Source organism: Caloramator quimbayensis, from assembly GCF_900167605.1.
GTDB classification, from domain to species: domain Bacteria; phylum Bacillota; class Clostridia; order Clostridiales; family Caloramatoraceae; genus Caloramator_B; species Caloramator_B quimbayensis.
The window spans coordinates 84,568-110,335 of record NZ_FUYH01000002.1; the positions used below are offsets into that span (position 1 = coordinate 84,568).

At 29.2% G+C, this 25,768-nt stretch carries 24 protein-coding genes and 1 pseudogene; 19 read left to right on the plus strand and 6 right to left on the minus strand.

Features of this window, described 5'->3' with window-relative positions; translation table 11 throughout:
• Positions 1–44 precede the first annotated feature (44 nt).
• Positions 45–1,628, plus strand: a complete 1,584-nt coding sequence (locus tag B5D15_RS01700) for a S41 family peptidase (protein WP_179122150.1) — start codon at positions 45–47, stop codon at positions 1,626–1,628.
• A 106-nt stretch (positions 1,629–1,734) separates the two neighbouring features.
• Here the strand turns inward: B5D15_RS01700 and B5D15_RS01705 are convergent, their stop codons facing one another.
• Positions 1,735–1,950 carry a hypothetical protein gene (locus tag B5D15_RS01705; protein ID WP_078695376.1) on the minus strand — a complete coding sequence of 72 codons (216 nt, stop codon included), beginning with the start codon at positions 1,948–1,950 and terminating at the stop codon, positions 1,735–1,737.
• Between the two features lie 257 nt (positions 1,951–2,207).
• Here B5D15_RS01705 and B5D15_RS01710 point away from each other — a divergent pair, with 257 nt between their 5' ends.
• The 13 genes from B5D15_RS01710 to B5D15_RS01770 all read left to right on the plus strand — a co-directional run bounded on the left by B5D15_RS01710 (position 2,208) and on the right by B5D15_RS01770 (position 15,625).
• Complete coding sequence (locus tag B5D15_RS01710; protein WP_078695377.1) at positions 2,208–2,693, plus strand: MarR family winged helix-turn-helix transcriptional regulator; 486 nt, start codon at positions 2,208–2,210, stop codon at positions 2,691–2,693.
• A 99-nt stretch (positions 2,694–2,792) separates the two neighbouring features.
• Positions 2,793–3,968 (plus strand): ArsA family ATPase, encoded by a 1,176-nt coding sequence (locus B5D15_RS01715; RefSeq protein WP_078695378.1) that lies wholly within the window; start codon positions 2,793–2,795, stop codon positions 3,966–3,968.
• Entirely contained in the window at positions 3,961–4,167 is a 207-nt protein-coding gene (locus B5D15_RS01720; protein WP_078695379.1) for a hypothetical protein, read from the plus strand. Before B5D15_RS01715 ends, B5D15_RS01720 begins: the two co-directional genes overlap by 8 nt.
• A 275-nt stretch (positions 4,168–4,442) precedes the next feature.
• Positions 4,443–5,657: a putative zinc-binding metallopeptidase gene (locus B5D15_RS01725; protein ID WP_078695380.1), complete on the plus strand. Its 1,215-nt coding sequence runs from the start codon at positions 4,443–4,445 to the stop codon at positions 5,655–5,657.
• Between the two features lie 149 nt (positions 5,658–5,806).
• Entirely contained in the window at positions 5,807–6,535 is a 729-nt protein-coding gene (locus B5D15_RS01730; RefSeq protein ID WP_078695381.1) for a LytR/AlgR family response regulator transcription factor, read from the plus strand.
• The gene (locus B5D15_RS01735; protein WP_179122151.1) at positions 6,519–7,835 is read left to right on the plus strand and encodes a sensor histidine kinase; all 1,317 of its coding nucleotides are present in this window, start codon (positions 6,519–6,521) and stop codon (positions 7,833–7,835) included. The genes B5D15_RS01730 and B5D15_RS01735 overlap by 17 nt, the downstream gene beginning before the upstream one ends.
• Positions 7,836–8,188: 353 nt before the next feature.
• Entirely contained in the window at positions 8,189–8,389 is a 201-nt protein-coding gene (locus tag B5D15_RS01740) for a hypothetical protein (protein WP_078695383.1), read from the plus strand.
• Between the two features lie 81 nt (positions 8,390–8,470).
• The gene (locus tag B5D15_RS01745; protein ID WP_078695384.1) at positions 8,471–11,293 is read left to right on the plus strand and encodes a lipase family protein; all 2,823 of its coding nucleotides are present in this window, start codon (positions 8,471–8,473) and stop codon (positions 11,291–11,293) included.
• 284 nt (positions 11,294–11,577) lie between these two features.
• Positions 11,578–12,345, plus strand: coding sequence for a hypothetical protein (locus tag B5D15_RS01750; RefSeq protein WP_078695385.1), 768 nt, complete (start codon positions 11,578–11,580; stop codon positions 12,343–12,345).
• 66 nt (positions 12,346–12,411) lie between these two features.
• Complete coding sequence (locus B5D15_RS01755) at positions 12,412–12,666, plus strand: hypothetical protein (RefSeq protein WP_078695386.1); 255 nt, start codon at positions 12,412–12,414, stop codon at positions 12,664–12,666.
• A gap of 102 nt (positions 12,667–12,768) precedes the next feature.
• Positions 12,769–13,104 carry a hypothetical protein gene (locus B5D15_RS01760; protein WP_078695387.1) on the plus strand — a complete coding sequence of 112 codons (336 nt, stop codon included), beginning with the start codon at positions 12,769–12,771 and terminating at the stop codon, positions 13,102–13,104.
• Positions 13,105–13,185: 81 nt separating this feature from the next.
• On the plus strand, positions 13,186–14,040 hold the full coding sequence (locus tag B5D15_RS01765) for an NPCBM/NEW2 domain-containing protein (protein WP_078695388.1): 855 nt from the start codon (positions 13,186–13,188) through the stop codon (positions 14,038–14,040).
• A gap of 283 nt (positions 14,041–14,323) precedes the next feature.
• The gene (locus B5D15_RS01770; protein WP_078695389.1) at positions 14,324–15,625 is read left to right on the plus strand and encodes a tetratricopeptide repeat protein; all 1,302 of its coding nucleotides are present in this window, start codon (positions 14,324–14,326) and stop codon (positions 15,623–15,625) included.
• A gap of 323 nt (positions 15,626–15,948) precedes the next feature.
• On the opposite strand, the gene B5D15_RS01775 is transcribed toward B5D15_RS01770, so the two are convergent.
• Together B5D15_RS01775 and B5D15_RS01780 are read right to left on the minus strand one after the other, a co-directional pair.
• Positions 15,949–16,344: a YkvA family protein gene (locus B5D15_RS01775; protein WP_242948667.1), complete on the minus strand. Its 396-nt coding sequence runs from the start codon at positions 16,342–16,344 to the stop codon at positions 15,949–15,951.
• Between the two features lie 19 nt (positions 16,345–16,363).
• Positions 16,364–17,776 (minus strand): tetratricopeptide repeat-containing diguanylate cyclase, encoded by a 1,413-nt coding sequence (locus B5D15_RS01780; protein WP_078695391.1) that lies wholly within the window; start codon positions 17,774–17,776, stop codon positions 16,364–16,366.
• A 350-nt stretch (positions 17,777–18,126) separates the two neighbouring features.
• Between B5D15_RS01780 and B5D15_RS01785 the strand changes: the two genes are divergently transcribed.
• The 3 genes from B5D15_RS01785 to B5D15_RS01795 are packed head-to-tail and all read left to right on the plus strand — an operon-like array spanning position 18,127 to position 21,124.
• Entirely contained in the window at positions 18,127–18,324 is a 198-nt protein-coding gene (locus B5D15_RS01785) for a DUF4177 domain-containing protein (RefSeq protein ID WP_078695392.1), read from the plus strand.
• 36 nt (positions 18,325–18,360) lie between these two features.
• On the plus strand, positions 18,361–20,811 hold the full coding sequence (locus tag B5D15_RS01790; RefSeq protein ID WP_078695393.1) for a hypothetical protein: 2,451 nt from the start codon (positions 18,361–18,363) through the stop codon (positions 20,809–20,811).
• Positions 20,804–21,124: a hypothetical protein gene (locus B5D15_RS01795; protein ID WP_078695394.1), complete on the plus strand. Its 321-nt coding sequence runs from the start codon at positions 20,804–20,806 to the stop codon at positions 21,122–21,124. The genes B5D15_RS01790 and B5D15_RS01795 overlap by 8 nt, the downstream gene beginning before the upstream one ends.
• 232 nt (positions 21,125–21,356) lie before the next feature.
• Here B5D15_RS01795 and B5D15_RS01800 read toward each other — a convergent pair whose 3' ends face one another.
• The 3 genes from B5D15_RS01800 to B5D15_RS01810 all read right to left on the minus strand — a co-directional run bounded on the left by B5D15_RS01800 (position 21,357) and on the right by B5D15_RS01810 (position 23,933).
• Positions 21,357–22,301, minus strand: a complete 945-nt coding sequence (locus tag B5D15_RS01800) for a TDT family transporter (RefSeq protein ID WP_078695395.1) — start codon at positions 22,299–22,301, stop codon at positions 21,357–21,359.
• Between the two features lie 10 nt (positions 22,302–22,311).
• Positions 22,312–22,785, minus strand: a complete 474-nt coding sequence (locus tag B5D15_RS01805; protein ID WP_143287167.1) for a C-GCAxxG-C-C family protein — start codon at positions 22,783–22,785, stop codon at positions 22,312–22,314.
• 452 nt (positions 22,786–23,237) lie between these two features.
• Positions 23,238–23,933: a hypothetical protein gene (locus tag B5D15_RS01810; protein WP_078695397.1), complete on the minus strand. Its 696-nt coding sequence runs from the start codon at positions 23,931–23,933 to the stop codon at positions 23,238–23,240.
• 113 nt (positions 23,934–24,046) lie between these two features.
• Between B5D15_RS01810 and B5D15_RS01815 the strand changes: the two are divergent.
• Positions 24,047–25,207 (plus strand): annotated as a pseudogene (locus tag B5D15_RS01815) (IS3 family transposase).
• Between the two features lie 78 nt (positions 25,208–25,285).
• A complete protein-coding gene (locus B5D15_RS01820; protein ID WP_078695398.1) occupies positions 25,286–25,753 on the plus strand; it encodes an HAD family hydrolase in 468 nt (155 codons plus the stop codon).
• The last annotated feature ends 15 nt before the right edge of the window (positions 25,754–25,768 follow it).

Genomic DNA, 25,768 nt, shown 5'->3' on the forward strand with positions numbered 1-25,768 from the left:
ATAGGCACCGGAGAATGATAGATAATAATGGAAGGGTTGAGGGAATGAAAAGAAACAGAATATTTTTTATAATTATTTTTGCTGTATTAACAATTTATGGATTTGTATATTTTAAGTCTATAAATGTTAGAGTAAATGTTAAAAAGGGAGAATTAGGGGAGCTTACAGCTGAGCAGAAGCTTGAGGATTTTAATTATCTTTATAATGTTATAAAGGATAACTATCCCTATATCGAGGTTTTAAAGAGAAAAACCGGGTATGATTTCCTATCTAATAAAGAGGAGCTTAAAAATATGGTTATCTCTTCTAAAGATAACGTTGAATTTTATGAAAACATAGATAAAATGCTGTATCTTCTTCAAAACGGTCATACCAACATAATAGAGCCTTCAGATTATGATATGTACAAAGGTGCATATAAAGGGTTAGGTAATTATGCATGGAAAAAAGTTATAGCGAATAAGGATGTTGAGAAAAAGTACAGTAAGTGGAGTCAAATTATTAAAAGTGAGAGTTTTATAGTTCCAATCGCTTTTAAATATGTTGAGGGGAAATATATAGCATATAAAAGCATAACTGAGGAAGATAAGCTTAAAGAATATGGCATACCTAAGTTTTCAACTCTCCTTGAAGTAAACGGGAAAGATATTGATAAATTTTTGCTTTCAAATACCGATAGCTTTTATTTGAGCTTTGATTTTAAAAGGAATAAACTTAAAGTTAATGCTTTAGTTTTACCCTGCAGGCAGGATGAAATCATAAGTGTAAAGCTTAAGACTTTAGATGGGGAAATTATAGATAGGACTTTAAAGGGGGAAAACGTAAAGTGGAAAAATAATAAAAATGAAAAACCCGATAAAGTATATGATACTCAAATAATTGATAAGGATAAAATTGCTTACTTGAAGGTAAGGTCCCTTTCTTATGAATATGTGGATAAGGACAGGGAGGGAATATATTCATTTTTAAAGAGCGTTAAGGATTATCCTTATCTTATTATAGATATTAGGGGCAATGGAGGGGGAAGCGAGAATTATTATAAAAACATTATTTCTCCTCTCATAAATAAAAATATAAGTGCAAAGTTTTATACTCTTTTTAGAGGAGGAAGTGAGATAAAGCCCTTTTTGGCATCGAGGGGTATTTTAACAAAATCCATAGATAAGCTTCCTGAAGGATTAAATTATCCAAAGGAGACAAAGGATTTATTTTTTGGATATGTTGAAAGCAATAAAAAAATTGCTCCCAAGAATACCGTTGGGTTTAAGGGTAAGATATTCCTTCTTGTTGATGATTATGTTTATTCTTCAGCGGAAACCTTTGCAGCCTTTTCAAAGGCAACAGGTTTTGCAACTCTTGTAGGAACTGTAACTGGAGGGGATGGAATAGGAATAGACCCAGCTGTAGCCGTCCTTCCTAACAGCGGGCTTTTAGTGAGATTTCCATTAGATATGGGACTTAATCCTGACGGCACATCAAACGAAGAATTCCATACCCAGCCGGATATATATGTTGAGTGGAAATATGAGGATTTTGTAAAAGCTGTGGAATATGGTGAGAATAATAAAGAAAGTATAATAAATCCTTACGATACGATTTTAAATTATACAATTGATTTGTGCAAATAAAAGTGCCACCTAATTTACATGTGACAAAGACGTTAAGATTTAAGAGAACATGCTCCCTTATGGTAAATTTAAATTTTTACCAGAGGGAGCATGATTTTATTTTGCCTTATTTTCCTAATGCTTTGTTTAATAAATATTTTTTGCAGCTTTTAAATTTTTCAATACTATGATTTTCTGCATATAGTCCTAAGAATATAAATGCAATCCCTAACCCTGTACATAATCCTTCAATAAAACTTGGCAGAAGATTGAACCTATATGAGACAATTGAAATTGCGTTAAAGAGAAGTCCTAAATTGATGTAATTATTAAATTTTTTCATTTTGAACCTCCTCATCGATTACTATTCAAATAACTAATTTTATATTTCTATTTTAAGGTAATCTTTGGATAAATACAATTTATTTTATAAAAATAAATAATTATGTTAGTTAATGGTATATATGTGAACTATTTAAAGTTATTTTTAAATGATTTTTCAACTTATGAATATCATAAAAGAATACTTGACAAATTATAAAGAAAGGAATATCCTATAATTAGATATTTCGAATTGTGAAATATTTGGAGGTCGGAATAATGAATGATGTAGATAATATTTTAGATTTTTTTATTGATAATGTTAAAAAACTCTTTTTTCCTGAGGAATGGATTAAGATAGATTTAAAGTTTTCTAAGTATGAGCTTTTTACAATGCTTTTTATCGATAGAAAAAGCGAAGTGACAATGACGGAGCTTGTGGGATATATAAATTGTCCGATGAGTACTGCTACTGGCATAGTCGACAGGCTTGTAAGAAATGGATATGTAAGCAGGAGCAGAAGCGAGACGGACAGAAGGATAGTTGTAATAAAACTTACCGATGCAGGCTGTAAGTTTATTAATGACTTAAGGGATACTATTTCAAAATATCTAAAAATAATTCTTGAGGATTTAACAGGAGAAGAAAAACAGTTCTTGATCGGAATAGCTTTTAAAATAATGAATAAGCTGCAGACAGATATAAATATTATGGAGAATACTGATGAAGACAAAACGGTAATAAAGAAAATAGATATTGAATAACGCCCATTAAATTGGGCATTTTATAGAATAAATATTTCGCAATGCGTAATATTCGCAAAATGAAGTATAATAAGTATATATATAAAAGGGGGAAATGTTATGAGAATAATATTATATACCGGTAAAGGCGGAGTTGGAAAAACCAGCATTGCCGCATCTTCTGCTTTAAAAAGTGCAAACAGGGGTATGAAAACTCTTGTTGTAAGCACTGACCCTGCTCACAGCCTTGGAGATTCTCTTGATATGAAGCTTTCTAATGAGCCTGTTGAAATTAAGGAGAACCTTTGGGCTCAGGAAATAGATACAATACATGAAATTGAAGAGGGGTGGGGTAAGGTACAGAAATATTTAACTGAGCTCTTTACATCAAAAGCTGTAAAGGATATTACAACACAGGAACTTACAGTTTTCCCAGGTATGGAAGATTTGCTAAGTCTTATTAGAATACTAAAATATTATAAAGAAGGAAGATTTGACACGATTATTATAGATTGTGCTCCAACTGGAGAAACTCTTGCCCTTTTAAGCTTTCCTGAAATGTTAAGATGGTGGATGGAGAAGCTTTTTCCGATGAAGAAAAAGGCCATCAAAGTTGCAGGACCAATTGCAGAATCTCTGCTTAAAATACCTATGCCGTCTGATCAGGTACTTGATGAAATTGACAATATGTATTATCAGCTCGATGAGATGAAAAGAGTTTTTTCAGATAGAAATACAACAAGCATAAGAATTGTTGTAAATCCTGAAAAAATGGTTATAAAGGAAGCGCAGAGAAGCTTCACCTATCTCAACATTTATGATTTTAATGTGGATGCTGTGGTAGTAAACAGGGTTATTCCAGAGAATGTAACAGATGACTATTTTAAGGTATGGAAGGATATACAAAAGAAATATAAAACTGAAATAAATGAAAGCTTTTCGCCTATACCGATATATTATGCACCTTTGTTTGAAAATGAAATAGTGGGAATGGAAATGCTTGAAAGGATGGGGGAGGCGATTTTTAAGGATGAAGATCCGACTGAAATTAAATATAACGGGAGGGCTCAGAAGGTTAATAAGGAAGGAGAGGATTATGTACTTTCAATTGATATTCCCTTTGTTGATAAAAAGGATCTCTCCCTCAGCCAAAAAGGAGATGAACTTATAATAAAAGCGGGAAATATTAAAAGGAATATAACTCTTCCAAGAACCCTTTTAGACTTCTCAATAAAAAAAGCAAAGTTTGAAGAGGAAGTATTAAAAATATGGTTTGGAAGTGATAAAAATGAATGAAACATTAATAAAAAAATTTATTGGTTATAAGCTTAGCACTGCAGATAAAATAATTAATTATCTGCCGTTAGAGGTGTCAAAGGAACTTAGGGATTTAGGAAGAATAATTCTTGAAAGCCTTAACGAAAATGCACAGAAAATAAAAGAGAAACCATCGGTAAAATCAAAAGATAAATTAAATAATATTACAATAGAATAGGGTAAAATAGAGAATAACAAAGAGGGCAAATTTAAAAAAAACAGCTGCATTACTAAGATTTTTAGCATTACCAGTGCTGAGATATGTGTAGTGCGGCTGTTTTTTTATATTTATTTAAGAAATTGTGGTTACATAAATTTCTGTAAGTAAAAAATAATAAAATAGGAAAATTAATACTGAAGAAGTTGTTTTTTTAGGTTATAATATATGCATAGATGTAAAATATATAAATATTCGGAATTTATTCAAAAATTAGAAGCATTAGGGGGAATATTATGAAAAACAAGTCCAAAATAATAATTCTTTCTACTGTAATCATTTTTTCAGTTATTATTTTTCTATCGTATACTTTATATGCCAATTCAAAGATTTTAAAAATACCTGAGAAAACAGTTACTCTTAAAATGAATGACAGCTATGAACTTCCTTCTTCAGTAGATGCAGTTATGGTGAATGGGAAATGGAAAAGTTATGAGGTGGAATGGGAGAATCCTAAAGTTGATACTAAAAAGGCAGGAACCTTTGAAATATATGGTAAGATTAAAAACAGCGATAAAACTGTGAAAGCGGTTATTAATGTGGTTCCTAAAATAGTTAATGTTGATGATATTGTGCAGGTTACATTAGTTGGAGGAAAAGCAGAATTGCCAACAAAAGTAAAAGCACAGTTAGAGGATGGAACTTTAAAGGAGGTAGAAGTTAAATTTGATTGCAGCCCTCCTGAAACAGATAAGCCTGATATTTATTTTTACGATAATGGATTTGTTAGGGGATATGATAAACCTGTAAAGCTAAAGATTGTGGTCAGGGAGAGCCCTGATGTAGAGATGAAATTCATTACAGAAAAATTAGATTTAGATAAAGTTTTCTCACCCCATGTTATTGATTCATTAAATGATCTTAAATATGAACCTCTTGATAAAAAAGAGGTAAGCAGGCTTAAAAATATTTTTAATACTGAACTTAAAAAATATCCAAAAGAAGTTTTAGCTGCTAATTTAAACAGCATAAGCTTTTTTAGGAGCATAAAATATGAAGGAATATCAGTTGGCGGTACAAGCGACATGAGAATGAATATTTATATGTGTGATGATAATTACAGCACTAAAGATATTAAAATGATATTTCACCATGAGCTGAACCACATATTATACACTAATAATATGGAATTGTTTAATGAAAAAGAATGGAAAAATGCCAATATTGAAGGATTTAACTATGGAGACGGAGGAACAGAGGCAATAAAAGATGGGAATAATTCTATGAACCTTAGCATGGAGCTTGCCAAAAAGGGTTTTGTTAATCAATATTCTATGTCTGCAATTGAGGAGGATATAGCAGAAATATCGAACTATTTGTTTATGAATGATAAAAGTTTTTGGAAGCTTGTAGACAGCAGCGAGAGACTTAATAAAAAAGTAAGGATTTTAATAGATTTTTATCATAAGTTAAATCCTGTATTTACCGAGAAATATTTTAGGAATTTATAAATATCAAATAAAAATTAAAAACACTCAATTAAAAATAGCGAACTTCTGAATAAAAATAATGTAAAAATGCAGGTATAACTTATTTTTAATAACATATAAATGTTTTGATAAGAAAGGAAATAATTATATAAACTTTAAGGGATGGGAAAATGTTAGAAATTGTGATTTGTGAAGATAATTTACAACATCTAAATACCCTTGAATATTTTGTTCAGGATGTAATAAAAAATAGTAATATTGAAGGTAGATTGGTTTTAAAAACTAATAGTCCAGAAGATGTAAAAAAATTTGTTCAATCAAATACTGCAAATGTTTTTTTATTAGATATTAATTTCAAAAACGGCAGTAATGGATATGAATTAGCAATTCTTATTAGAGAAAAAATAAAATTAGCATATATAGTATTTGTTTCAGAGCATTTAGAATTTGTACTTCAAGCATTTAAAGTTAGAGCTTTTGATTTTTTACCTAAACCAGCAACTAAAGGTATAATAAAAAAGTGCTTGATTGATATATATAATGACTATGTGGAACGAAACAGTTCTACAGAAGATAATTTAAGAGTTTTAACTGTGAAATCAGGCAATAGCATCTTCAGAATAAAAATAGAAGATATTATGTTTATTGAAAAATTACAAAACAAAGCAATTATTCATACTATTAATAATCAGATTTCATGTTACGAATCTCTTGATTATTTTGAAAGAAACTTATTAAATTATAGTTGCTTTGTAAGGTGTCATAAGAGTTATATCGTAAATAAAAGATATATACAAGAAATAAGATTAGGTAAGATGGAATTAGTTTTAGAAAATGGTCAGATTTGTTTTATTGGTAGAAAATATAAGGGGGGGGTTTTGGATGATACAAAATATTAGTATATATTTAAAATTTGCAATAGCTTTTTTTGATGCTTTATATATGCTTGTTTTTGTAATGGTTTTAAACAATCTAAATTATAAATTTATAAGAAATGTAATTAACTTTTTAGTATTGGGTGCTGTAACTTTTATACTTTACGTGATACAAGAGAGAACCTCTGGTATAGTTCATATAATATTTTTTCCAATAATACAACAATTTTTCTTAGCTATAACAGTAAAACTTTCAACAAAACTTACAATTGTTAAGAGTCTATTATGTGTATATTCTATTGCAATTATTGATATACTTTTTGGATTTTTTGCATTCTTCATTTTTTCATTTTTTAACTTAAATGCTTATCAGGTTGTTAATAGCGGAGTATATATATTGTTAAGTAATATAGTTATCTATATAGTAAAAACTATCCTGATTTTAGTTATAAAGATACATAAAGATAAAGTTAAAATGATATTTAATATAAGAACCAAAAATTTAATTTACATGATTATTTTTGTTCTATTGACAGTTTTAGTTATTATGGCAAATGTAACCATAATCTTTTTCTATATGAAAAACAGTCTGGAATTAAACATGTTAATTTTTCTTTCAGCAGTATACATTTTATATTTTTGCTTTAATATAATTATATCAATGAGTTTTATAAAGATTGAACAAAAAAGCCAAGAATTGGAGCAACAAAAGTTCTATAATAATGCAATGAGTATTCTATTAAATGATTTAAGAGTTATAAAGCATAGTTATGATAATATTTTAGCATCTATTAAAGGGTTTATAATATACAAAGATTGGAATGGAATTGAAGAATATATTGATGAAATTATCCAAAAACAATCAAATGAAAATATAAGTAATACATTTATGTTTCAAAAAATAAAAAGTGCAGGTTTAGCAGGGCTTATTATGAGCAAGATTGAAAATATGAAAAAATTAGGCATTAATGTAAAACTAATAGTAAATAATGATGTTAACGAGATTAATATAAAGATGAGTGACCTATGTGATATGTTAGGAATACTATTAGATAATGCAGCAGAAGCGGCAAGTGATAGCCACGAAAAATATGTTAATATTTCTGTATTTAAGGATGAAGGTGTAACTACATTTACAATAGAAAATACGAGTATAAGTAAACCAGATGTAAACAAAATGTTTGAGCATGGTTGGTCTACAAAGGGGGAAGGACGCGGACTAGGACTTTGGATTTTGAAAAACATAGCTAAAAAATACAAAAATGTATTGTTGAATACTTTTATTGAGAATAACATAGTTAAACAAGAATTAATAATTTCATAATATGTATTTAACTGCAGCTGAATTATAAAGAAATGTAATAGCTGCAGTTTTTATTTTGTAAAAAGCTGATTTTTTCAATTAAAAAAACTAATTTGGAAATTTTATCACCAAAAAAAAGCTGTTTGCATAAGTTTTATTTTATATACATGTTAACTTAATTATAATAAATATTGTAATATAGAAAATAATTACAATATAAGAAATTTATGAGAAATATCATTTTGGTTGAGCTATTATTGAGTCATTTGCAAATTGTTACATAACAAATTATTAAATCTCTAAAAACTCAAATAAATTTAACCTAAAAATACTTCCAAAATTGATGAATATGCAATAAATTAGGGGGGATGTCAATGTATAAAAAAACAATTAATAAAGTCATGATAAGATTACTAATTGTTATTTATGCTTTTACATTAATACCTAACTATAATAAGGCATATGCTGCTTTAGGCGCACCGAGAATTGTAGCACCATCAAACGGTTCAAGTATCGATAAGGCAGATATTAAAGTTTCATGGACGAGCGTGACAGGAGCTAATAGCTATATTTAAGGGGTAAGGGATTTAACCACTGATATAAAGATAATAGATGCAAATGTTGGGAATACTACAAGCTATGTAATTCCATCATATATGCTTGTAGAAAATCATCAGTATCGAATAGCTGTAGGTGCAAGAGATGCAAGTGGAAATGAGAGTTGGGATGCAAACACATATGTAACTATAACTATAAAACAAAAGAAAGTAGACACCACCCCGCCGGTAATAAGCAACCTGCAGGGGTATATAGAAGTAGAGAAGGGAAAAAGCACGAGTTTAATAGGAATAATAAGCAGCAATACAAATTTAACAAAGGTAACAGTAAACGTGTTAAACGATTATACAGGGGACTATTTTACAAGGAATTTAAGCGGAGTAAAGGTGTTTGATTTAAGTGAGGTAAAAATAAATACAACGAGCGGAACGTTCTCAAAGGCAGGAGTATATACAGTAAGGATATGGGCGAACTCAGAAGGGTATACCAGCACAAACACTCCTTTAGGAACGGTTACAATAAAAGTTATAGAAATAACACAGCAAGATAATGATAGTCTAAATAATATAGATATTGACAATAAAGGATTGCCAAAAAATTTTACAATTTTGCCGGGGCAAGCAAAAGCATTGTTTGGAACCATAAAAACAACATCTGTTATGACGACAGTTAGAATTGATATTAAAAGATTGGGTAATGATTTTAAATTTAATAAAGCAAAAGCATTTATTAAGACTAATATAAATTCAACTAAATTTGATTTGAATAATTTTATAATAAATGCACAAAAGAATGAATTGTCGGTACCAGGAGAGTTTTTAGCAACTATCTTTGTTACAACTAAAAAAGGAAAATCATTATCCACATTTAAATATGGACAATTTATTATAAAAGTCATGGATCCTATTGAATATAAAGAAGTAAGATATCTTTATGCATCTGATATGATATATGTACGCGCTGATATTAGCCCTATAGTTGGCCAAAAAAATGAAAACGAATGGCCTATTGTATGGGTTGGAATATATGATGATGAGAATAAAAAATGGCTGTATGAAACAAAATCAGAGCACAATGAGTTAAAACATCACAGTATTAATAAATATGAAGCATATATACCAGCTGACAAAGTTCCAAGAAATAAAAATTTAAAATTTATGTTTTTTGTAGATGGTTATAATAATCCGGACGCAATTTTATACGCAAATATAAAGGAAAAGCTAAAAATTACACCGATACCTAAACAATCTTGGAGTATTAGATATAATTGGAATGATGATAAACTTGAAGCGTTAGTCAGTATAGAAGCAGAAAAGGGGAAAAATAATCTTCCGGAATTTTACATTATAATTTATGATGATGACGGAACAGAGAAGTATAAGTTATATGATATAAATAATATAACAAAAATATCCTATGAAAATAATGCTGCGTCAAATTACTATAGAAAATATTATAAAGCATGGGATTTAGAAAGAGATTTACATTTACAAAGAGATAGAACTTATAAATGTGCTGTTATTGCAAAAGGATATGAAGAACAATTTTTAAAAAATATTAAAAATAATAACTTCTATACTGCTGATTTTGACTATTGTACTACTATGGTAAAAATATATAAACCGGAAGTTAAGAATAAAGACTTTGCAAATTATAACTCAAATTTAAAATGTATTACTGTTGATGTAAATACAATAGGAATACCAAAAAACAGCAGACTGCAATTGTACTGCAAAGAAAACCAAAAATATTTTGAGTTAACAAGAAAATCTTCAGATTTATATTTAGGTGAAGCAAGATATAATTTGGAGATAAACAATTTCGAAAACTATGGATTTGAATTTAATAAACAATATTCATTTGTAATTTATTTAATTGATAAAAATAATAATACCAAACAATTAGCTAATGATACCGCTTTTATAGAAAAGAAGCAGGAAATAACAATAAATGAAACTTTCTTAAAAGCTTATGATATAGAAAGAGAAGAATTAAATTTTATAGGATATAATAGAAGGTTAGCCTATAGGTCTGCGAAGCTTTGTAAAGATGCTTACAATGATGAAACGCATTTTTGGGAAACTCTTGAATATCTTGGATTTGATGTTAATAAGGATGTTTGGCTAAAAACATATGAATCAAAGAGTATTAAAGATATTATAAATATTGAAAATAAATCATTGCAGGCAGTTGTTGGGATAAGAAACTTAAGCAGTGGTAAAAAAGTAATTGCGATATCTTTTAAAGGAACGAGCGGTACACTTGACTATATTAATGATTTTAGAATCTCATGGGTCGACTATAAAAGCAAAAGATACAATAATGAAATGTCTTTTTATAAGGGATTTTATTCTATAGAGAAAACTTTTGAAGAAATAGAGGATAAAATTAATCTTCAAGGAAGAACACTGAAAGAAATAATTCAAAGCAAAGATCCCAATTATATATTTTGGATTACAGGACACAGTTTAGGCGGTGCAATAGCTACTATATATTCAATAAAGTTGTTTGATGAAAGAGGAATAGATGCTGATAAAATTTTTGTATATACTTTTGGTACTCCAGCAGTTGGAGATAAAAGATTTATTGAGACTTTTGATGATAAATTGAACATGTTCTCAATAGTTAATGAGTATGATCCAGTTCCTTATTCACCAATATATGGAGATAAAATCGCGGACTATCTAAATTTAGCTATACCAACTGTAAGTCATATGCAATTAATTGCTAAGGATGTTATGGAACAGGAAAGCACATTAGGAACTTTGTATGTTATACCTGTAGAAATGCAACAAATTAATACTATAGAAAAGATTAAGAATATTCTTAGTTTCAAATATCATAGTATCAACACATATATTAATAATTTAAACTCAGAAAAAGCAAATGATATGTATAAGTTATATTACTTTCTTGAATGAGGAGAATCTGGTAGCAATGGTGGAGGATTCTGATATAGAAATATAAGATGACTGCTTGTGGCGTTTAAAATAACTAAATATAGAATACTAATAAAAATGATATACTCATAATATTGAATATTGTTTTAAGTAATTATTATTAGTTAAGAATGATTTGTATAAACAAACTAATACACCACTTTTAGAATAAATTGGTAACAGAATCAACAAGGATGTTTGTAAACATTTTACACAAAAATATTAACAATCTTGATGAAATAGTTTATTAATCATGTGTTCTTGCATTGAATGTTATTGCACCACCAATAGGAATAGTAATAGAGACAGGTGAATTTCTATATGAAATAAAAGATAAACTAATTTATGGTGATAGGTATTGGATAGTGTATTTATTTTGTTTTTATATAGGAGGATGTGAGGAAATGTCAAAAAGAATAGCTACTTTTATTATAGTGTCAATTTTTATAATTGCTTTTTTAGGATGTTCTAAGGAAAACAATAAACAAGTCTCAAATGGAAAAATTGTAAATGAACAAAAGAATGAAAATCAATCAATAAGCAATAGCAAGCCAAACGAGACTGCTCAAAACAATACAAATACAGCTCCAACACAAACTCCAATTCAGAATCAGCAACAAAGTAATAATTCAAGTGAAATAAATGCTCAAAAGTCAGATGAAGAATTAATATCAGAGTATGCTAAGGATTTTATTATAAAAGTAATAAAAGCATGGAATGTCAAAAATGTTGCAAAATCTGAATTTAAAGATATTTTGAGCCCTTACGATGAATATATATTTCCAGCTAACATTGTTTTTGATGATTCCTTTAACCTTGATATAATACGAGGAGTATCAGTTGATAAAATTGTTAAATCTAATGCTGATCCTAATTCTTTCTTAGTCTTTGCATCATCACTATTTAATACTAAAAATAATAATGGAACTGTCTTTACTTATCGTGGTGAACATGTGTTATCTTTGAAAAAAATTGATAACAAGATTAAATTAGAACGTATAGTTCAATGGAATTATTTTGACAGAACATACTAACCATAATGTTATTAATGAGTTCAATTTTTTCAGTTCAAGATTAATTATTTAAGGGGGTTTTATTTAATGTCTGAAAATAAGAAAAATAATAAGAAGATAATAATTAGCATTATTATGATTATTATTGCAATATTAGTAATTGTTTTAGGAAGCAGTATGTATGATTCTGCTTATGAATATTACTTAACTCAAGATATGCATGAAGGCAGACAGGGAATGATGATATCAAATCTAACCAAATATGCAGGATTTGCTATTGGTGCAATTGGATTGGTATTATTTGCAAATCAGATTATTAAAAAAGATAATGTTAATAAATAAGGAATACATTAAACCTGAATTATTCATGAATTTTATTTTAAAGTGCTCTATAGCACATAATAACAAAACTTTTTTATAAATAGTTTAGGGGGATGATTAGGTATGTTTTCTAAAACACTTCTGCAAAAGATGCATGAAAAGGTTTTAATCAGAAATATCATATTAGTCGTAGCAATATTTGTTTTAACTTTTACCTTAGCTGCATGTTCAAAATCGGTATCAGGCACTTACTACAATCAAAAAAATAAAGAAGAGTACCTTGAATTAAAATCGGATGGAACATTCTATGTTAAAGAGGGAGGATTGGGTTTTGCTGGGAAGTACAAAATTGATGGAAATGAAATTACACTTGAAACATCAATAGGTATGGCAGCTAAAGGGGTAATTAATGGTAACACTATTACTGATGAAGAGGGGCAAATTTGGATTAAAGAATAGCCTGTTGTTTTTATAGCTTTTTTATGGTGACAGACCTTGAAAGGTGTATTAAAAATATTTTTATAAGGAGGATGTGAGAAAATGAATTTTAAAAGCAAGACCAAGTATATAATTATAGGTTTTATCTGCGGGTTAATTTTATCAAGTACAGTAGTATTTGCTGCTCCGGCAAAAATAACTGCTGTTTTTTCAAGCGTAAAATTATATTATGAAAATACCTTGAAGAGTTCGTTTTCTATAATTAAATATGGCAATGAAAATTATGTACCATGGAGCAAGGTAGCGCCATATTTAAAAGAAAGTGTAATTTTTAATGGTACTGATATGAAGATAAAAAGTCCTGTATCACAGTTTAATGCTAAGTTGGTAATTGATGGAACGGAGAGACCTTCTGCTTATAATGATGGCATTAATAATATTCCATCATTGATACTTTATCAAAATAATGTATATACACCTATTAATTACATTGCTAATAATATGGATAAAACTATACAATACAAAAGCCAGGAAAAAACATTTTATGTTGGGAAAATTCCTGAAGGCCAGTACATGAGCGATATATTAAAACCATTTAATGTACAAGATGGTAAATGCTATATTAATGAAGATTTAAAACTCGCTGGGAAGGATTACTTTAAAGGGTATCATTTATTTACTTTTTATAACTCATCAGTATTCTCATTCAATCTTGAGGGAAAATATTCAGATTTAAGTGGACTAATCGGAGCATGCAATTATGCAAAATATAACAACGATGCTACTGTTGAAATTTATGGTGACGATAATTTACTTGCTAAATATGAAATAACACCTGATAATTTACCACAAAATATTAATTTAAATGTAACTGGAGTTTTAAAGCTGACAATAAAAGTTAGAAATAAAGATGTTTATTCATCCTATATTGATTTGTGCGATTTAATTATTAAATAAAATATTCATATTTTGAAATAATTGTCTTTAAAAGGGAACGAAAAACATTTTTAAGAAAAGATTTGTTTTGAGAAAAAGTGCCACCCAGTTGACAGTGCGGTTAACAAGTGACAAACTGCCAGCTGGGTGTTTTGATTGCTTTAGCATAATTACATAAATTTATAACAGATATTAGGGTTGTATTGAATTTAGAAATAATTTCTTTGTCGATAGAAATATATGGTAAAATATTAATAGAAGCTAAAGATATTTTATTAAATTTAAATGATTAGGGGATGGTGTTATGAGGGTATTGTTTTGCAGAATAACATGGATGGAAAAATATATAGGAAGAGAAAATGAAGAAATCAAAATGCCTTACACAGGGGGAAAATATGTTGATGAATATAAAGAGGGAGGGGAAGAAAAGAACTTTTTAGATATAGATGGATACTGCTATGGATTTGTTGAAACAAAAAGAAATAAAAACGGCAGAAATACTATAAGGATTGAAAGAATAGATGAGAGCTATAAAAACTGTGAAAGCATAGATAATGTGCTTGTTGTATGGGTAGCGGCAAATAGACATGGGAAACAAAAGATAGTAGGCTGGTATAAAAATGCTACTGTTTACAGACAATTTCAATATAAGCTTATAAGGTACTATGATTATAATATTACTGCCAGAGCCAAGGATTGCTTTTTACTTCCTTTAAATAATAGAACTTTTCAAGTTCCTGTGGCTGTTATAAAGGATTCTTTAAACAGATTTGGGTTTGGACAATCTAATATTTGGTATGCGCAAGAAGAAAGTGCAGAAAATTATGTTAAAGAAGTTATTAAATATATTGAAAATTACAACGGAGAGAGAATTAATGTAGTTATAAATGATGAAGATTTGGATGCAGCAATAGATATAAATAATAGGTCGATTGATGATGTTTATAAAGAAGCGCTTGATATTTTTAAAAATATAGACAGTGTTAAGCATGAAAATTTAATGTATTCTTTGAAATTATGTAATTCTATACTAAAGGCAGATACAAGCCATAAAGGGGCATTTAATTTGAAATGCTTTCTTGTTTCAAATTTACTGAGAATTAAAAAATCAATTGATTTATTTGAAGAGTATAATAGAAAATACAATGATGATGATTACTTAATATATTTTCAATTAGGAATTTTATATTACTATGATGAGCAGATAGATAAAGCAGCAGAAAATTTAAACAGGTCAGTAATTTTAAATCCTGATTATATAGACAGTTATATTTTCCTATCTGCAGTTTATTCGTACAAGGAAGATTATTACAATGCGTTAAAGTACTACAAAATTTGTATAGAAAAAGATGATAAAATTTTAGAGGCATATTATCAAATTGCCTGGATTGAATATTATATAAATAAAAATACTAATGAAGCATTACAGTATATTGATAAAATATTAAGTATTGAAGAAAATAATGCCGATGCTTTATATTTTAAGGCTGAGATTTTCTATTTAGAAGGAAGAAAAAATGATGCTCTTAATATAATTGAGCAGTATTTAAAAAAGGATCCGCAAAATTCATGGTTTATTGAATTTAAAAATCAGGTTTTTTCATAAGGCTTGAAAAATGTACTCTTGGCTCTTTGGCGTGTGGAACTCTATAATTTGAAACTTCTTTATTGTTCATAGATAGTTACTCCTTCATGAGCAATTTTATACTCTAAAGTGGTTTCTAACTTTTCCATTCTCAAGAATTCTTCTTTTGAATTAAAAATATATTAACTGGTAATTCTGAGATTTTCCCTATAGATTTTATTATTTACTGTTTATTAAAATGTTAGGAGTGATACTTTTTATAAAAACAAAATCATTAAAAAAAGGAGATAAAATGGCAGTTGTAAGTTTATCCAGTAATATTTTGGGGAGGATTTTGCAAAACATCAATTATATTTAGGGTTAAAGCGGATTATAGAAAATATCTTATATAAAATAAATATTATAATTAAAATCCAAAGGGAAATAATTATTCTGCCGGCTATTTTTGCCTCGGGAATATCGCTTTTTAGCTTTTCATCTGCCTTAATCTCACATTCTTTTATTATTTCAATAGGAATTAACTTCATAGCAATTATTATTCCTAAAGGTATAATCAATAAATCATCTAAATATCCAAGTACAGGAATAAAATCGGGTATCAAATCTATAGGGCTTAGAGCATAAGAAACAACTATAATAGCAAAAATTTTTGAAATAACTGGCGTTTCTTTCTTTTTGCATGCAAGATATAAAACATAAGTCTGCTTTTTTATTTCTTCTATTTTTTGTTTTATTTTCAAAACTTTATTTCTCCTCCAATTATATTTGAAAAACGTATGTGTCTTTACCCAGTTTTTTAGCTTTATAAAGCTTAATATCTGCTTTGTGAAACAGGTCATTAAATCTTTTAGCTTTTGTTGATAGGTTATCCGACATGCCAATGCTAATGGTTACATTTACACATTTACCGTCTTTGTATATGTTAAGTTTTTTAACTTCCTGAGATATTTCTTTAACCTTTAATTTACCTTCTTCTAAAGATGCGTTTTTTAAAATAATGACAAATTCATCTCCTCCGTATCTGCATGCAATGTTAGGGGAAGGTATTAGTTTTAGGCAGAGCTTTCCTATTTCTATTAATATTTTATCCCCGAAGTTGTGTCCGAAGCTATCGTTTATGCCTTTAAAATTATCTACATCAAAGGCAATACATATAATCCTTTCACCCTTTTCATCAGCTTCCTTCAGCCATTTATTTGCTGTGGTTTCTAAATAGCTTCTATTATATAATCCTGTGAGATAATCTGTACTTGCTTTTTTTGTTATATCGATTACTTTATGCTTGATTTCAAGCTTTAATGCAGTTTTGTCTAATTCTCTTTTGTTTATTTCCTGAAGTAAATCTATGTATTCCTTTTGAACTTTATAACCTAAGGATGTATCATTTAATATGTCGCAAAGAGAGCATCTCTCTTCTTGAATTTGTTTTAAAAGATAAACATCGTCATAGCTCTCTACTAATTCTTTTGCCTTTGTAAACATTTCAAAGGCATCTTTATACAGCCCCTGCTCTTTATAAAAATATCCATATAAATCATGAAGCTGAGCCCTTTCTCTTATAAAAGAATCTAAAACGCTGCTTTTTGTAATTTCATCGATTGTAGATTTGGCAGATTCAAAGTCTTTGAGCCCTATTTGTGATCTTGCAATGTTTAATTTTACCCTTATCTCCAAAATTTCATAATAAGGTTCCTGAAGTTTTGCAGCCTCAAGCCCTAACTTAGCAAAATGAAGAGCTCTTTTATAATCCTCTTCAATAATATATATATGGCTGTAATTGCTATAGGCATTGCTGAGGATATTATACTTTTTTAGCTTTATAGATAATTTAATAGCTTCATCTAACATTTCCTTTGCCTTATTATAATTCTTAGCAAATTCATACAATAAAAAAGATGTGTTAAAATGGCTAAGCCTGTCCTCATCGTCACCATGCTCATCACAAAGGATTTTAAACTTATCTAATACTTGAAAGGCTTCCTCTATATCTCCAATACAATAATAGGATACTATAATGTTAACATATGCAATGAGAATAGATTTATAATCTTTAAATTTTTCGCCTTCTTCTAAAAGAATATAAGCCTTTTCTATTGTTTCTTTATATTTTCCTTGGGCTCTTAGAGAAGTTACTTCTTTTCTTAGTGATAGAATATAATCATTTTTATCCATAATATTCACCAAAATTTATTTTATATTTTCTGTTAGTAAACCGATACAATTAAATTTTACATAATATAAAATAATTTATCAAGTTTTTCCGGTGACTGTCACTCTCCGGTGTCTATGAAGGCTCTGAAAAACTATAATATTTACAGAAAACATATTATTCATGTGGAGGTGCTAAGCTTATATATACTATATATTGAGTCCAAAATTTCAGAGGTTTCCTTATAGCCGGAGAAAAGCAATAGTAAAATTTTGAAGAAAAAATCGATTGATGATATAATTGATTTGTAATAACTATTCTTTGGTAAACTGATAAAAAATAGGCAGATTAAGACTAAAAGGAGTGGGTTAATGTGTATGAGTACAAAGTTTTTAGATGGAGATTTGATTTAAATGATGCAGAGGAGTTAGAAAAAACTTTAAATGAATATGGCAAAGAAGGATGGAGAATATTTAACATTATAACAAATGTAAAGGGAAGCGGGGGAATTCTAAATTCTTCTATAGACGGAAGCGCAGCAACAATTATTCTTGAAAAGGATTGTAAATAAAAATACTGTATCTATAAACTTAAATGGAGGACATATATGAAAATTAACAATTCAATAATTAATGAAATTGGGATGATAGTTAAAGAAGCTTTTTATAAACTTAGCAATATTGATCAAGATTTAGTATTAAGAGTTAGGGATTGTGAGCCTTCAATTTCATATGAAACTTTAAAGAGTGCATTAAAAGAAGCTGCTTATAAGGTAAAGTCAGAAGATGAAGCAGAGTATTTAAAATCTATTGAAAATAAACTTAATTGTATCGTAGACAGGGCTATTAAAATTGCGGATGACGACGAAAAATTAATGGCTATAGGTAAGATAAACGATGTTGTTGCTTATAATATTATGCCAAGCCTATTAAAAAAAGCAAAGGATACGGTTAATGATGTACCCTATATTGTAAAAAATACATTGGCAGAAAATGAATGTATCATTTATAAGATAAGCAGCGCTGAGTTTGAAATACCAAACAAGTCCATTGTTGGAGACCACATTATATTTATAAGCAGCAAAGGAAGAGTTTTTGCCTATGATTCAGGGGGGATTTTTGGACAGGCATCCTGCTATAATACATCTTACCCTATAAAGGTTATCTATGGAGATAATGTAAATTTTAGTTCAAGCAAAAAAGAGTTAATAAGTTATAACTGCAATATAAAAATTGAAGACTTTTTTAAGCTTTTAAGAAAAATCGATAAAAAATGTTTTGATTTTATAGAATATCCATATGATAGTTTAATAAATGCTGATTGTTACAGTTATGGAGTTGAATTAGAAATTGACTCTGAAAAGTTTATAATAAAAGATTTCGAAGTATCAAAAGATTTTTATATTTATTATAAATATATAGAGTCTTTTAACTTCAAAAACTCTGTTCTTGATATTAAAGGGCATTTTTGTTTTAAATATGATGATGATGAAAGTATATTTGAAGATATTAGCTTAATTATCTCAAAGGAAGAGGATTTGGATTATCTTTATAAATATTTCAGCGAGAGGAGCAGCATATATTCTGTAGTTCCTGAGGGATCTGAAATATTGTATGGAAGTTTAACGGGGTATATAAATGATGTATTTTATAGTAAAAGGGATATGGCCTTTGCAAAAACTAATAATTTAATATCCTTTGTTGATATTGATTCTTTAAAGATAATATTTTATGTAGATATTGATGTTATTAAATATTATTGTGAAGACAATAATTTGTTTATCTTTTTTGATGAAAATCCTATCCTTATAGAATTTAATGAAAAGGAAATAGAGATGCTTGAGCTTAACAGCGATTCAAACATAGAGGATGATAAGTTAAGCTTTGGATATACGAATGAAGAGCATCCTGTTGTCTATGATATAACTCATGATGGTATTATTTTTAAAAAATCTTCAAAGGATATAATTAAGATTGAAAATAATGAAATAAAAGATATATATGTAAAAGAGATATTTAATAATTCAAATTTTACAGATATTTGCATACAATTAAAGGATGATAGAGAATACAGTTTTTATTTATTGAATAAAAGCGTTAGCCAGCTTATACGGGAAACCTATAAGAATTCAAAACTAAAAATGTGCGATGATTTAAATGTTAAGCAGCTTTTTACAAGCTGGACAAGACAGGTGAATGATGTTTTAAATTTCTATTATTTTGGTTCCTTGTTTTGTTTAAAGGAAGATATAGATAAGCTTTTTAAAAATAAGAATTATTTAAGCGATGAAGAACTTACAAGTGCAGCAAATATGCTATACTATGGTGTGCAGGAGCAGAAAAGACAGCTTGAGGTAATTGGTGTGTACTTTCCTAAAATGCTTGAACGTGATGAGGCTATGCTTATGAAAAAATATGGGGCTAATATAGACTCAATTCCCTTTAAAACCCTTCAAAAGCAGCTTTTATCTATAGCTTCTCAAATTCAAAAATCCTTAAGCGATGTTGAAAGAGCGCTGTCACAGATACCCTTTGCAATTCATCCTGATATTAACTCACGAAGGGTAACTACAAACAGCCGATACAGGCAGGCAGGAACTATGGGAGCTGTAGGTGTTGCTGGATTTGCTCTGACGGGAATGCTTTCTATTCCTTTTATAGCAGGATCGGCTATAAATCTTTGGAATACATATAAAATGGACAAGGAATTAGAGGATATTGAAGAGAAAAAAGTACAAATATATGCATATCAGGCAATAGACACCTTTAACCATGTTATGAACTTTATGATTCCTTATTATATTGATGAAGTTAATCAGTCGCTGTTTTATTTGTTTAAGCAAATAGCTAAATACTATGCTCACTATAATGATTCATATGAAGTTAAAGTAGAACTTATAGAAAGAATAAGCGATTTGTATACCTTTAAGCAGCTTCCAATAAGTACTGAAAGCCTTAAGCCCAAAAAGGAGCTCATAGAAAATATACATTCATCAATAAATATAGATGTGTCTGAAATTAACAACAGACTTATAAAAGGAGGAGTGGAAAATGTTTGATAATCCCTTTAGACCGGAAGGATGGGAGCAGACGGATTTTTTCTTGGATATGAATAATAATCATATACCTGATAATATGGATTTTACTATTGACTTTGACAATAACGGTATTCCTGACAGCCATGATTTATTTTTTGATATGGACCATGACGGTATACCAGATTCACATGATGATTTTATTGACCTTGACCACAATGGTATTCATGATCATAATGATATGTTTTTAGATATGGATCACGATGGAATCCCTGATATTCACGATTCTTTTGTAGATTTAGATCATAATGGAGTTAATGACGGCGTTGTAGAATAGGGTAGGGAAAAGTGCCGTACAGGTGATGAGTGGCAAACTACTGCAGAAGATGGTGCCTCAATATTGAAAAAGCAGGTTATGTTTTGCGCCTGCAAGATGGAGGCACTTTTTAATTCATAATTTAAGCCATTTTATCATAATGTTATGTTTAATAAGTGGTAGTGAGCTTGTATAAGTTAGCATGATTGACTTATACTGCACTTGTGTAAAAAAAGAGGACAGTTTTCTGTCCTCAGGCTGTTTTTTGAACTTTTATAGTATTATCTTTTGAAGTTAAGAACATTAAATATCTTACTAATACATATAAGACAATAACTATTGAAAGAATTTCGAGAAATTTAGTATATTGAGGAAGTATCGATATTGCTTTTCCTGATTTTTTTAAGAATAGGTTTGTGGACTTCATAGCTATTGCAGTTATAACAAAAGGGAATGTAAAGCATGAATAACTTGGATAAAATTTAATTTTAAGCATCTTTGGCAGATATAAAATAACGAGAATAAACATTATAAAGGATAAAATTCCTAAAAAAGAAACTATGAATATGCTCTTATTTGTAAAAGAACTTAAATAACCTGCAAGGCAAAGGTTAGCTGGTGCTGTAAAGATAGCAATTGATGGCAGCGCTGGTTCTGCAAATTCCTTATATTTAAAAGTCCTGTAAAGGGTTACAGGCAGCAAAATCAAATATGATATAAAGGCAAACCAAAATATAATTTGTCCAACAGTCTGCATTTTAAATGCAGGTGCAGAAAGGCAGGCTGCTGCTAATCCTACATATACAATAAAATAACTTGGCAAAATTTTCTTAATATCGAAATTAAGAATAAACTTATTTGTAAAGAATAAAATATAAATAATATGTGCAATTATTGAAACTGCCCAAATCAAAAAAGCAAATTTTGGGGAAAAGGGTTTAATATATCCAGATAAAACCATAAGAGCCATAAAAAATGTTGGCGTAACGCTTGCAATTAACGGGTTTTCTAAATCTTTTTGCCAAACCTTAAGATTTGTAGCAAGCTTAATAATCATTAAAATCAATATTATTCCTGCTATGGTTCCACATATATTTTTGAACATTATATTATATGAAGATAACAAATTACCTAATGATGCTAAGGACAGCATAAGTCCCGCTATAGGAATAGGAAGCTTTTTGATAATATTAGCCATATATTCACCTCTATTTAAAGTTAGGATTTATTTTTTGTGATATTTCAGGATCATCTAATAACTTTGAAGCAATCCATGCAGCAACTTCACCGGTTATTTTAACACAATGAGCCTTTCTCTCTGGGCTTGCAAATTCATAATTCCTAACAAGAACTCTACAGCATGTACTACCATAAAGGCTTTTTATATAATCATGAAGCTCTTTGGCTATTGGAAACATTTTTTCATTCATAGGTTCACCATGCTTTCTTCCATAAGCCATGCCGAGAGCCATTGAACCTCCGCTTACAGCTCCACAAAGACATCCTGATTTTCCCATTCCTATTGGGAATCCTGAAGCCATTCTTACAACATCTTCACTGTAAGGCCATCCTAAAAGTTCATTAATCGTGTGAACTACTGATTCTGAACAAAAAAATTCTCCTCTTTCAAAATAACCTTCAGCTTTGCTTCTTACTAAGTCTACAATTGCGTTTTTTTCCATTAACATCATCCTCCTGCAATATTGATTTTATCGATGTTATAATTATAACAAACAAGAAAAAGTAAATAAAATTAATAAATGTAATAGTTTTATATGTGTTTATAGAAAAAAACAATATTCACTTTTGTAATAGTTATACTCTAATTAATTAAGAAAAAAGAAAAGGTGGCCTATCCTTCTTTAGTCTTTTTTTAAAATTAAATGATAAAGAAGGGAATTTTTGCTGGATGTTGAATACTTTATTAAAGATAATAAGGAGGGAAAATGAAGATATATAGTAGAAATAAAAAAATTTGAATGAAGCGAAAATATGAACTGGTGCCAGGCACCGGAGAATGGAGAAAAATCTAAAGCCTGAAAACCATTGAATATCAAGGGCTTTTCAGGCTTTAAATGTCTTGCGAGTATGAGATAAATAGCATCCTAAAAAATTACCTAATTCATGTTAGATTTTAGTTTCCTAAATTTATAGAATAATCCTTAGTAAAAATGTCTTCAGGGAGATTTTTTATAGTTTTTAATAATAAATCTTCTGTTTTGCATTTAATAATTATTATTCTTTTATTATTTTCAAATTTGCTAATTATTATGTTTGCAGTATTATCATTAATTTCAGGAACAAGCTCGCAAAGATAGTCAGGGATATAATTATTTTTATCATCAGATTTTAATAATATAATATTGCTTGAATTATATAAGTCCATTTTTGATATCTTACTAAAGGAAGAAAAGATTTTATTACTAATATCTTCTGTAAAAATAGAATCAAATAATTCAACAGGTTCTTTATAACCTAAAATTATAGGTTTATCGTTTAATAATTTTTTAGTAGCAGTATTTTCAATTTTTATTTTAGAATATTTACCATTTTCTTCTTTTATATCTTTAGAATAATATGCTGCAGCACTTTCAGAAACATATAGGCTTTTTTCTTTTTTTAAATTCTCTCTTGAAAGTCCATATCTTTTTTGAAATCCTTCATGTGTAAAATGATCAGTTTCTGTTCCTGGTTTAATCATCAAGCCACCGTATACACTATCAAGGATGTTTTGAGCTATACGATCATAGTTTACTCTTATCCATCTCCCTCCAATATATACTTCATTGAAATAATGTCCATAGTATTCTTTAACATATGCATTTTCCATTGTTAAAATTATTTCATAGTTTGTAACATTTTTATATAATTGTAATGGTATACTAAAGTTGTAACACCTCAATCTAATAGATATAATAAATCTATAAGAAAAGAGGGATACCTATGCAAAAATATTATGAAGAAGAGTTTAAAAAGAAAATAGTTCGTCTCCATCTGGAAGAGGGGCGTACTTTAAAAAGCTTAGCTGAGGAGTACAGAGTTTCAAAAGCCGCTATATACATCTGAATAAAGGCTTACCGTGAAGAATGCCAAACAAACCACGAATTAAAGGAAGAATACGATTATATGAAGGAAAATCTCAGGCTCCGCAAGGAACTTGAAGAGTTAAAGAAAGAGAACCAGTTCCTAAAAAAAGCGGCGGCATTCTTTGCGAGGGAAATCGATTAGTGGTTTATCGATTTATTCAAGATAATTGTAAAGAATTCGGATTAAGATGACTTCTTCGAAGATTTAACTTATCACCGAATGCATACTATAACTTTCTGAAGGATAGGAAGTCTAATTATCATACCCAAAAACAGAAAATACATGATCAAATTAATAAAATATATCATGAAACCGAAGGCCGTCTTGGCCATCGTAAAATGAAAATCTTCCCTTTTTCGGGTAATTTTATTTTACCAGTAACATACTGTTCATAAATATATGAATAAGGAACTAGAACTTACTTCCATTGTTAAAAGAAAGAAACCGGGTTATAAAAAAGGACAACCCCACAAAATTTTTTCAAACCTTTTGAATCAAAATTTTACAACCGATAAACCCAATCATGTATGGTGTACAGATTTTACATATTTATTTTTGACAGATGGCAGTAAAAGATACAACTGTACTATCCTTGATTTGTATGATCGCTCTGTTATAGCTAGTTTAAACGGTAAAGAAATAACAAACGAGCTTGCTATTAATACGCTTAAAAAAGCCATTGCTTCGCAGCCAAAGTTGACAAATAAATTAATTCTTCATAGCGATCAAGGCGCGCAATTTACATCTAAGGACTTTATAGATTTCTGCGAGTCAGTAAATATACAACAAAGTATGAGCAGGGCAGGGTGTCCTTTTGATAACGCCCCTATGGAAAGATACTACAACGCTTTGAAAAATGAATTAATCCATCATTACCATTATCACAATGATGAAGAATTAAATAAAGCAATAAACAACTTTGCTTACGTTTGGTATAATCATCTAAGACCTCATACATATAATGAAGGGTTTACGCCATTTGAGGCAAGAAATAGAAAATCCAAAATATTAGGTTAAAGTGTTACAAAAATGCTTGACCACTGCAGACAGGAGTAAAAGATATATAGAAGGTATCTACGGATAAGGAGGTTTAATATGCTAAAATTTACTATACCTGGAATAAGAGAATTAAACGCTGAAAATGTTGTTTTTGATTATAACGGAACTATCGCAGTAGATGGTATTATGAGCAGCGATATAAAAGAGATGATAAATGAGCTTGCAGAGCATGCAAAGGTCTATATATTAACGGCGGATACCTATGGCACTGTTAAAAGCCAGTGCGAGGGTTTGAATGTTACTTTAAAAACTTTTCCAAGGGACAATGCTGCTGTATTTAAAAGGGATATTGTAAAGGCATTAGAAGGCGGGAGTATATGCGTTGGAAATGGCTATAATGATATTGAAATGTTTAAAGTATGCGATTTGTCTATAGCAATTATAGGGCAGGATGGATGCTGTGGAAAGCTTTTAAGCTTTGCAGATATTGTTGTAAACTGCCCCAAGGATGCTTTTATGCTCCTTTTAAACCCCGATAGAGTAAAGGCCACGCTGAGAAGCTGAAAAAGTGCCACCCAG

Coding starts and splice junctions, on each gene's coding strand:
- B5D15_RS01790 (WP_078695393.1), top strand. CDS start 18,361: ATGAAAATTAACAATTCAATAATTAATGAAATTGGGATGATAGTTAAA.
- B5D15_RS01730 (WP_078695381.1), top strand. CDS start 5,807: ATGTTAGAAATTGTGATTTGTGAAGATAATTTACAACATCTAAATACC.
- B5D15_RS01705 (WP_078695376.1), bottom strand. CDS start 1,950: ATGAAAAAATTTAATAATTACATCAATTTAGGACTTCTCTTTAACGCA.
- B5D15_RS01740 (WP_078695383.1), top strand. CDS start 8,189: ATGTATAAAAAAACAATTAATAAAGTCATGATAAGATTACTAATTGTT.
- B5D15_RS01810 (WP_078695397.1), bottom strand. CDS start 23,933: ATGGAAAATGCATATGTTAAAGAATACTATGGACATTATTTCAATGAA.
- B5D15_RS01755 (WP_078695386.1), top strand. CDS start 12,412: ATGTCTGAAAATAAGAAAAATAATAAGAAGATAATAATTAGCATTATT.
- B5D15_RS01715 (WP_078695378.1), top strand. CDS start 2,793: ATGAGAATAATATTATATACCGGTAAAGGCGGAGTTGGAAAAACCAGC.
- B5D15_RS01720 (WP_078695379.1), top strand. CDS start 3,961: ATGAATGAAACATTAATAAAAAAATTTATTGGTTATAAGCTTAGCACT.
- B5D15_RS01820 (WP_078695398.1), top strand. CDS start 25,286: ATGCTAAAATTTACTATACCTGGAATAAGAGAATTAAACGCTGAAAAT.
- B5D15_RS01745 (WP_078695384.1), top strand. CDS start 8,471: ATGCTTGTAGAAAATCATCAGTATCGAATAGCTGTAGGTGCAAGAGAT.
- B5D15_RS01795 (WP_078695394.1), top strand. CDS start 20,804: ATGTTTGATAATCCCTTTAGACCGGAAGGATGGGAGCAGACGGATTTT.
- B5D15_RS01725 (WP_078695380.1), top strand. CDS start 4,443: ATGAAAAACAAGTCCAAAATAATAATTCTTTCTACTGTAATCATTTTT.
- B5D15_RS01805 (WP_143287167.1), bottom strand. CDS start 22,785: ATGGAAAAAAACGCAATTGTAGACTTAGTAAGAAGCAAAGCTGAAGGT.
- B5D15_RS01700 (WP_179122150.1), top strand. CDS start 45: ATGAAAAGAAACAGAATATTTTTTATAATTATTTTTGCTGTATTAACA.
- B5D15_RS01780 (WP_078695391.1), bottom strand. CDS start 17,776: ATGGATAAAAATGATTATATTCTATCACTAAGAAAAGAAGTAACTTCT.
- B5D15_RS01800 (WP_078695395.1), bottom strand. CDS start 22,301: ATGGCTAATATTATCAAAAAGCTTCCTATTCCTATAGCGGGACTTATG.
- B5D15_RS01770 (WP_078695389.1), top strand. CDS start 14,324: ATGAGGGTATTGTTTTGCAGAATAACATGGATGGAAAAATATATAGGA.
- B5D15_RS01710 (WP_078695377.1), top strand. CDS start 2,208: ATGAATGATGTAGATAATATTTTAGATTTTTTTATTGATAATGTTAAA.
- B5D15_RS01760 (WP_078695387.1), top strand. CDS start 12,769: ATGTTTTCTAAAACACTTCTGCAAAAGATGCATGAAAAGGTTTTAATC.
- B5D15_RS01735 (WP_179122151.1), top strand. CDS start 6,519: ATGATACAAAATATTAGTATATATTTAAAATTTGCAATAGCTTTTTTT.
- B5D15_RS01765 (WP_078695388.1), top strand. CDS start 13,186: ATGAATTTTAAAAGCAAGACCAAGTATATAATTATAGGTTTTATCTGC.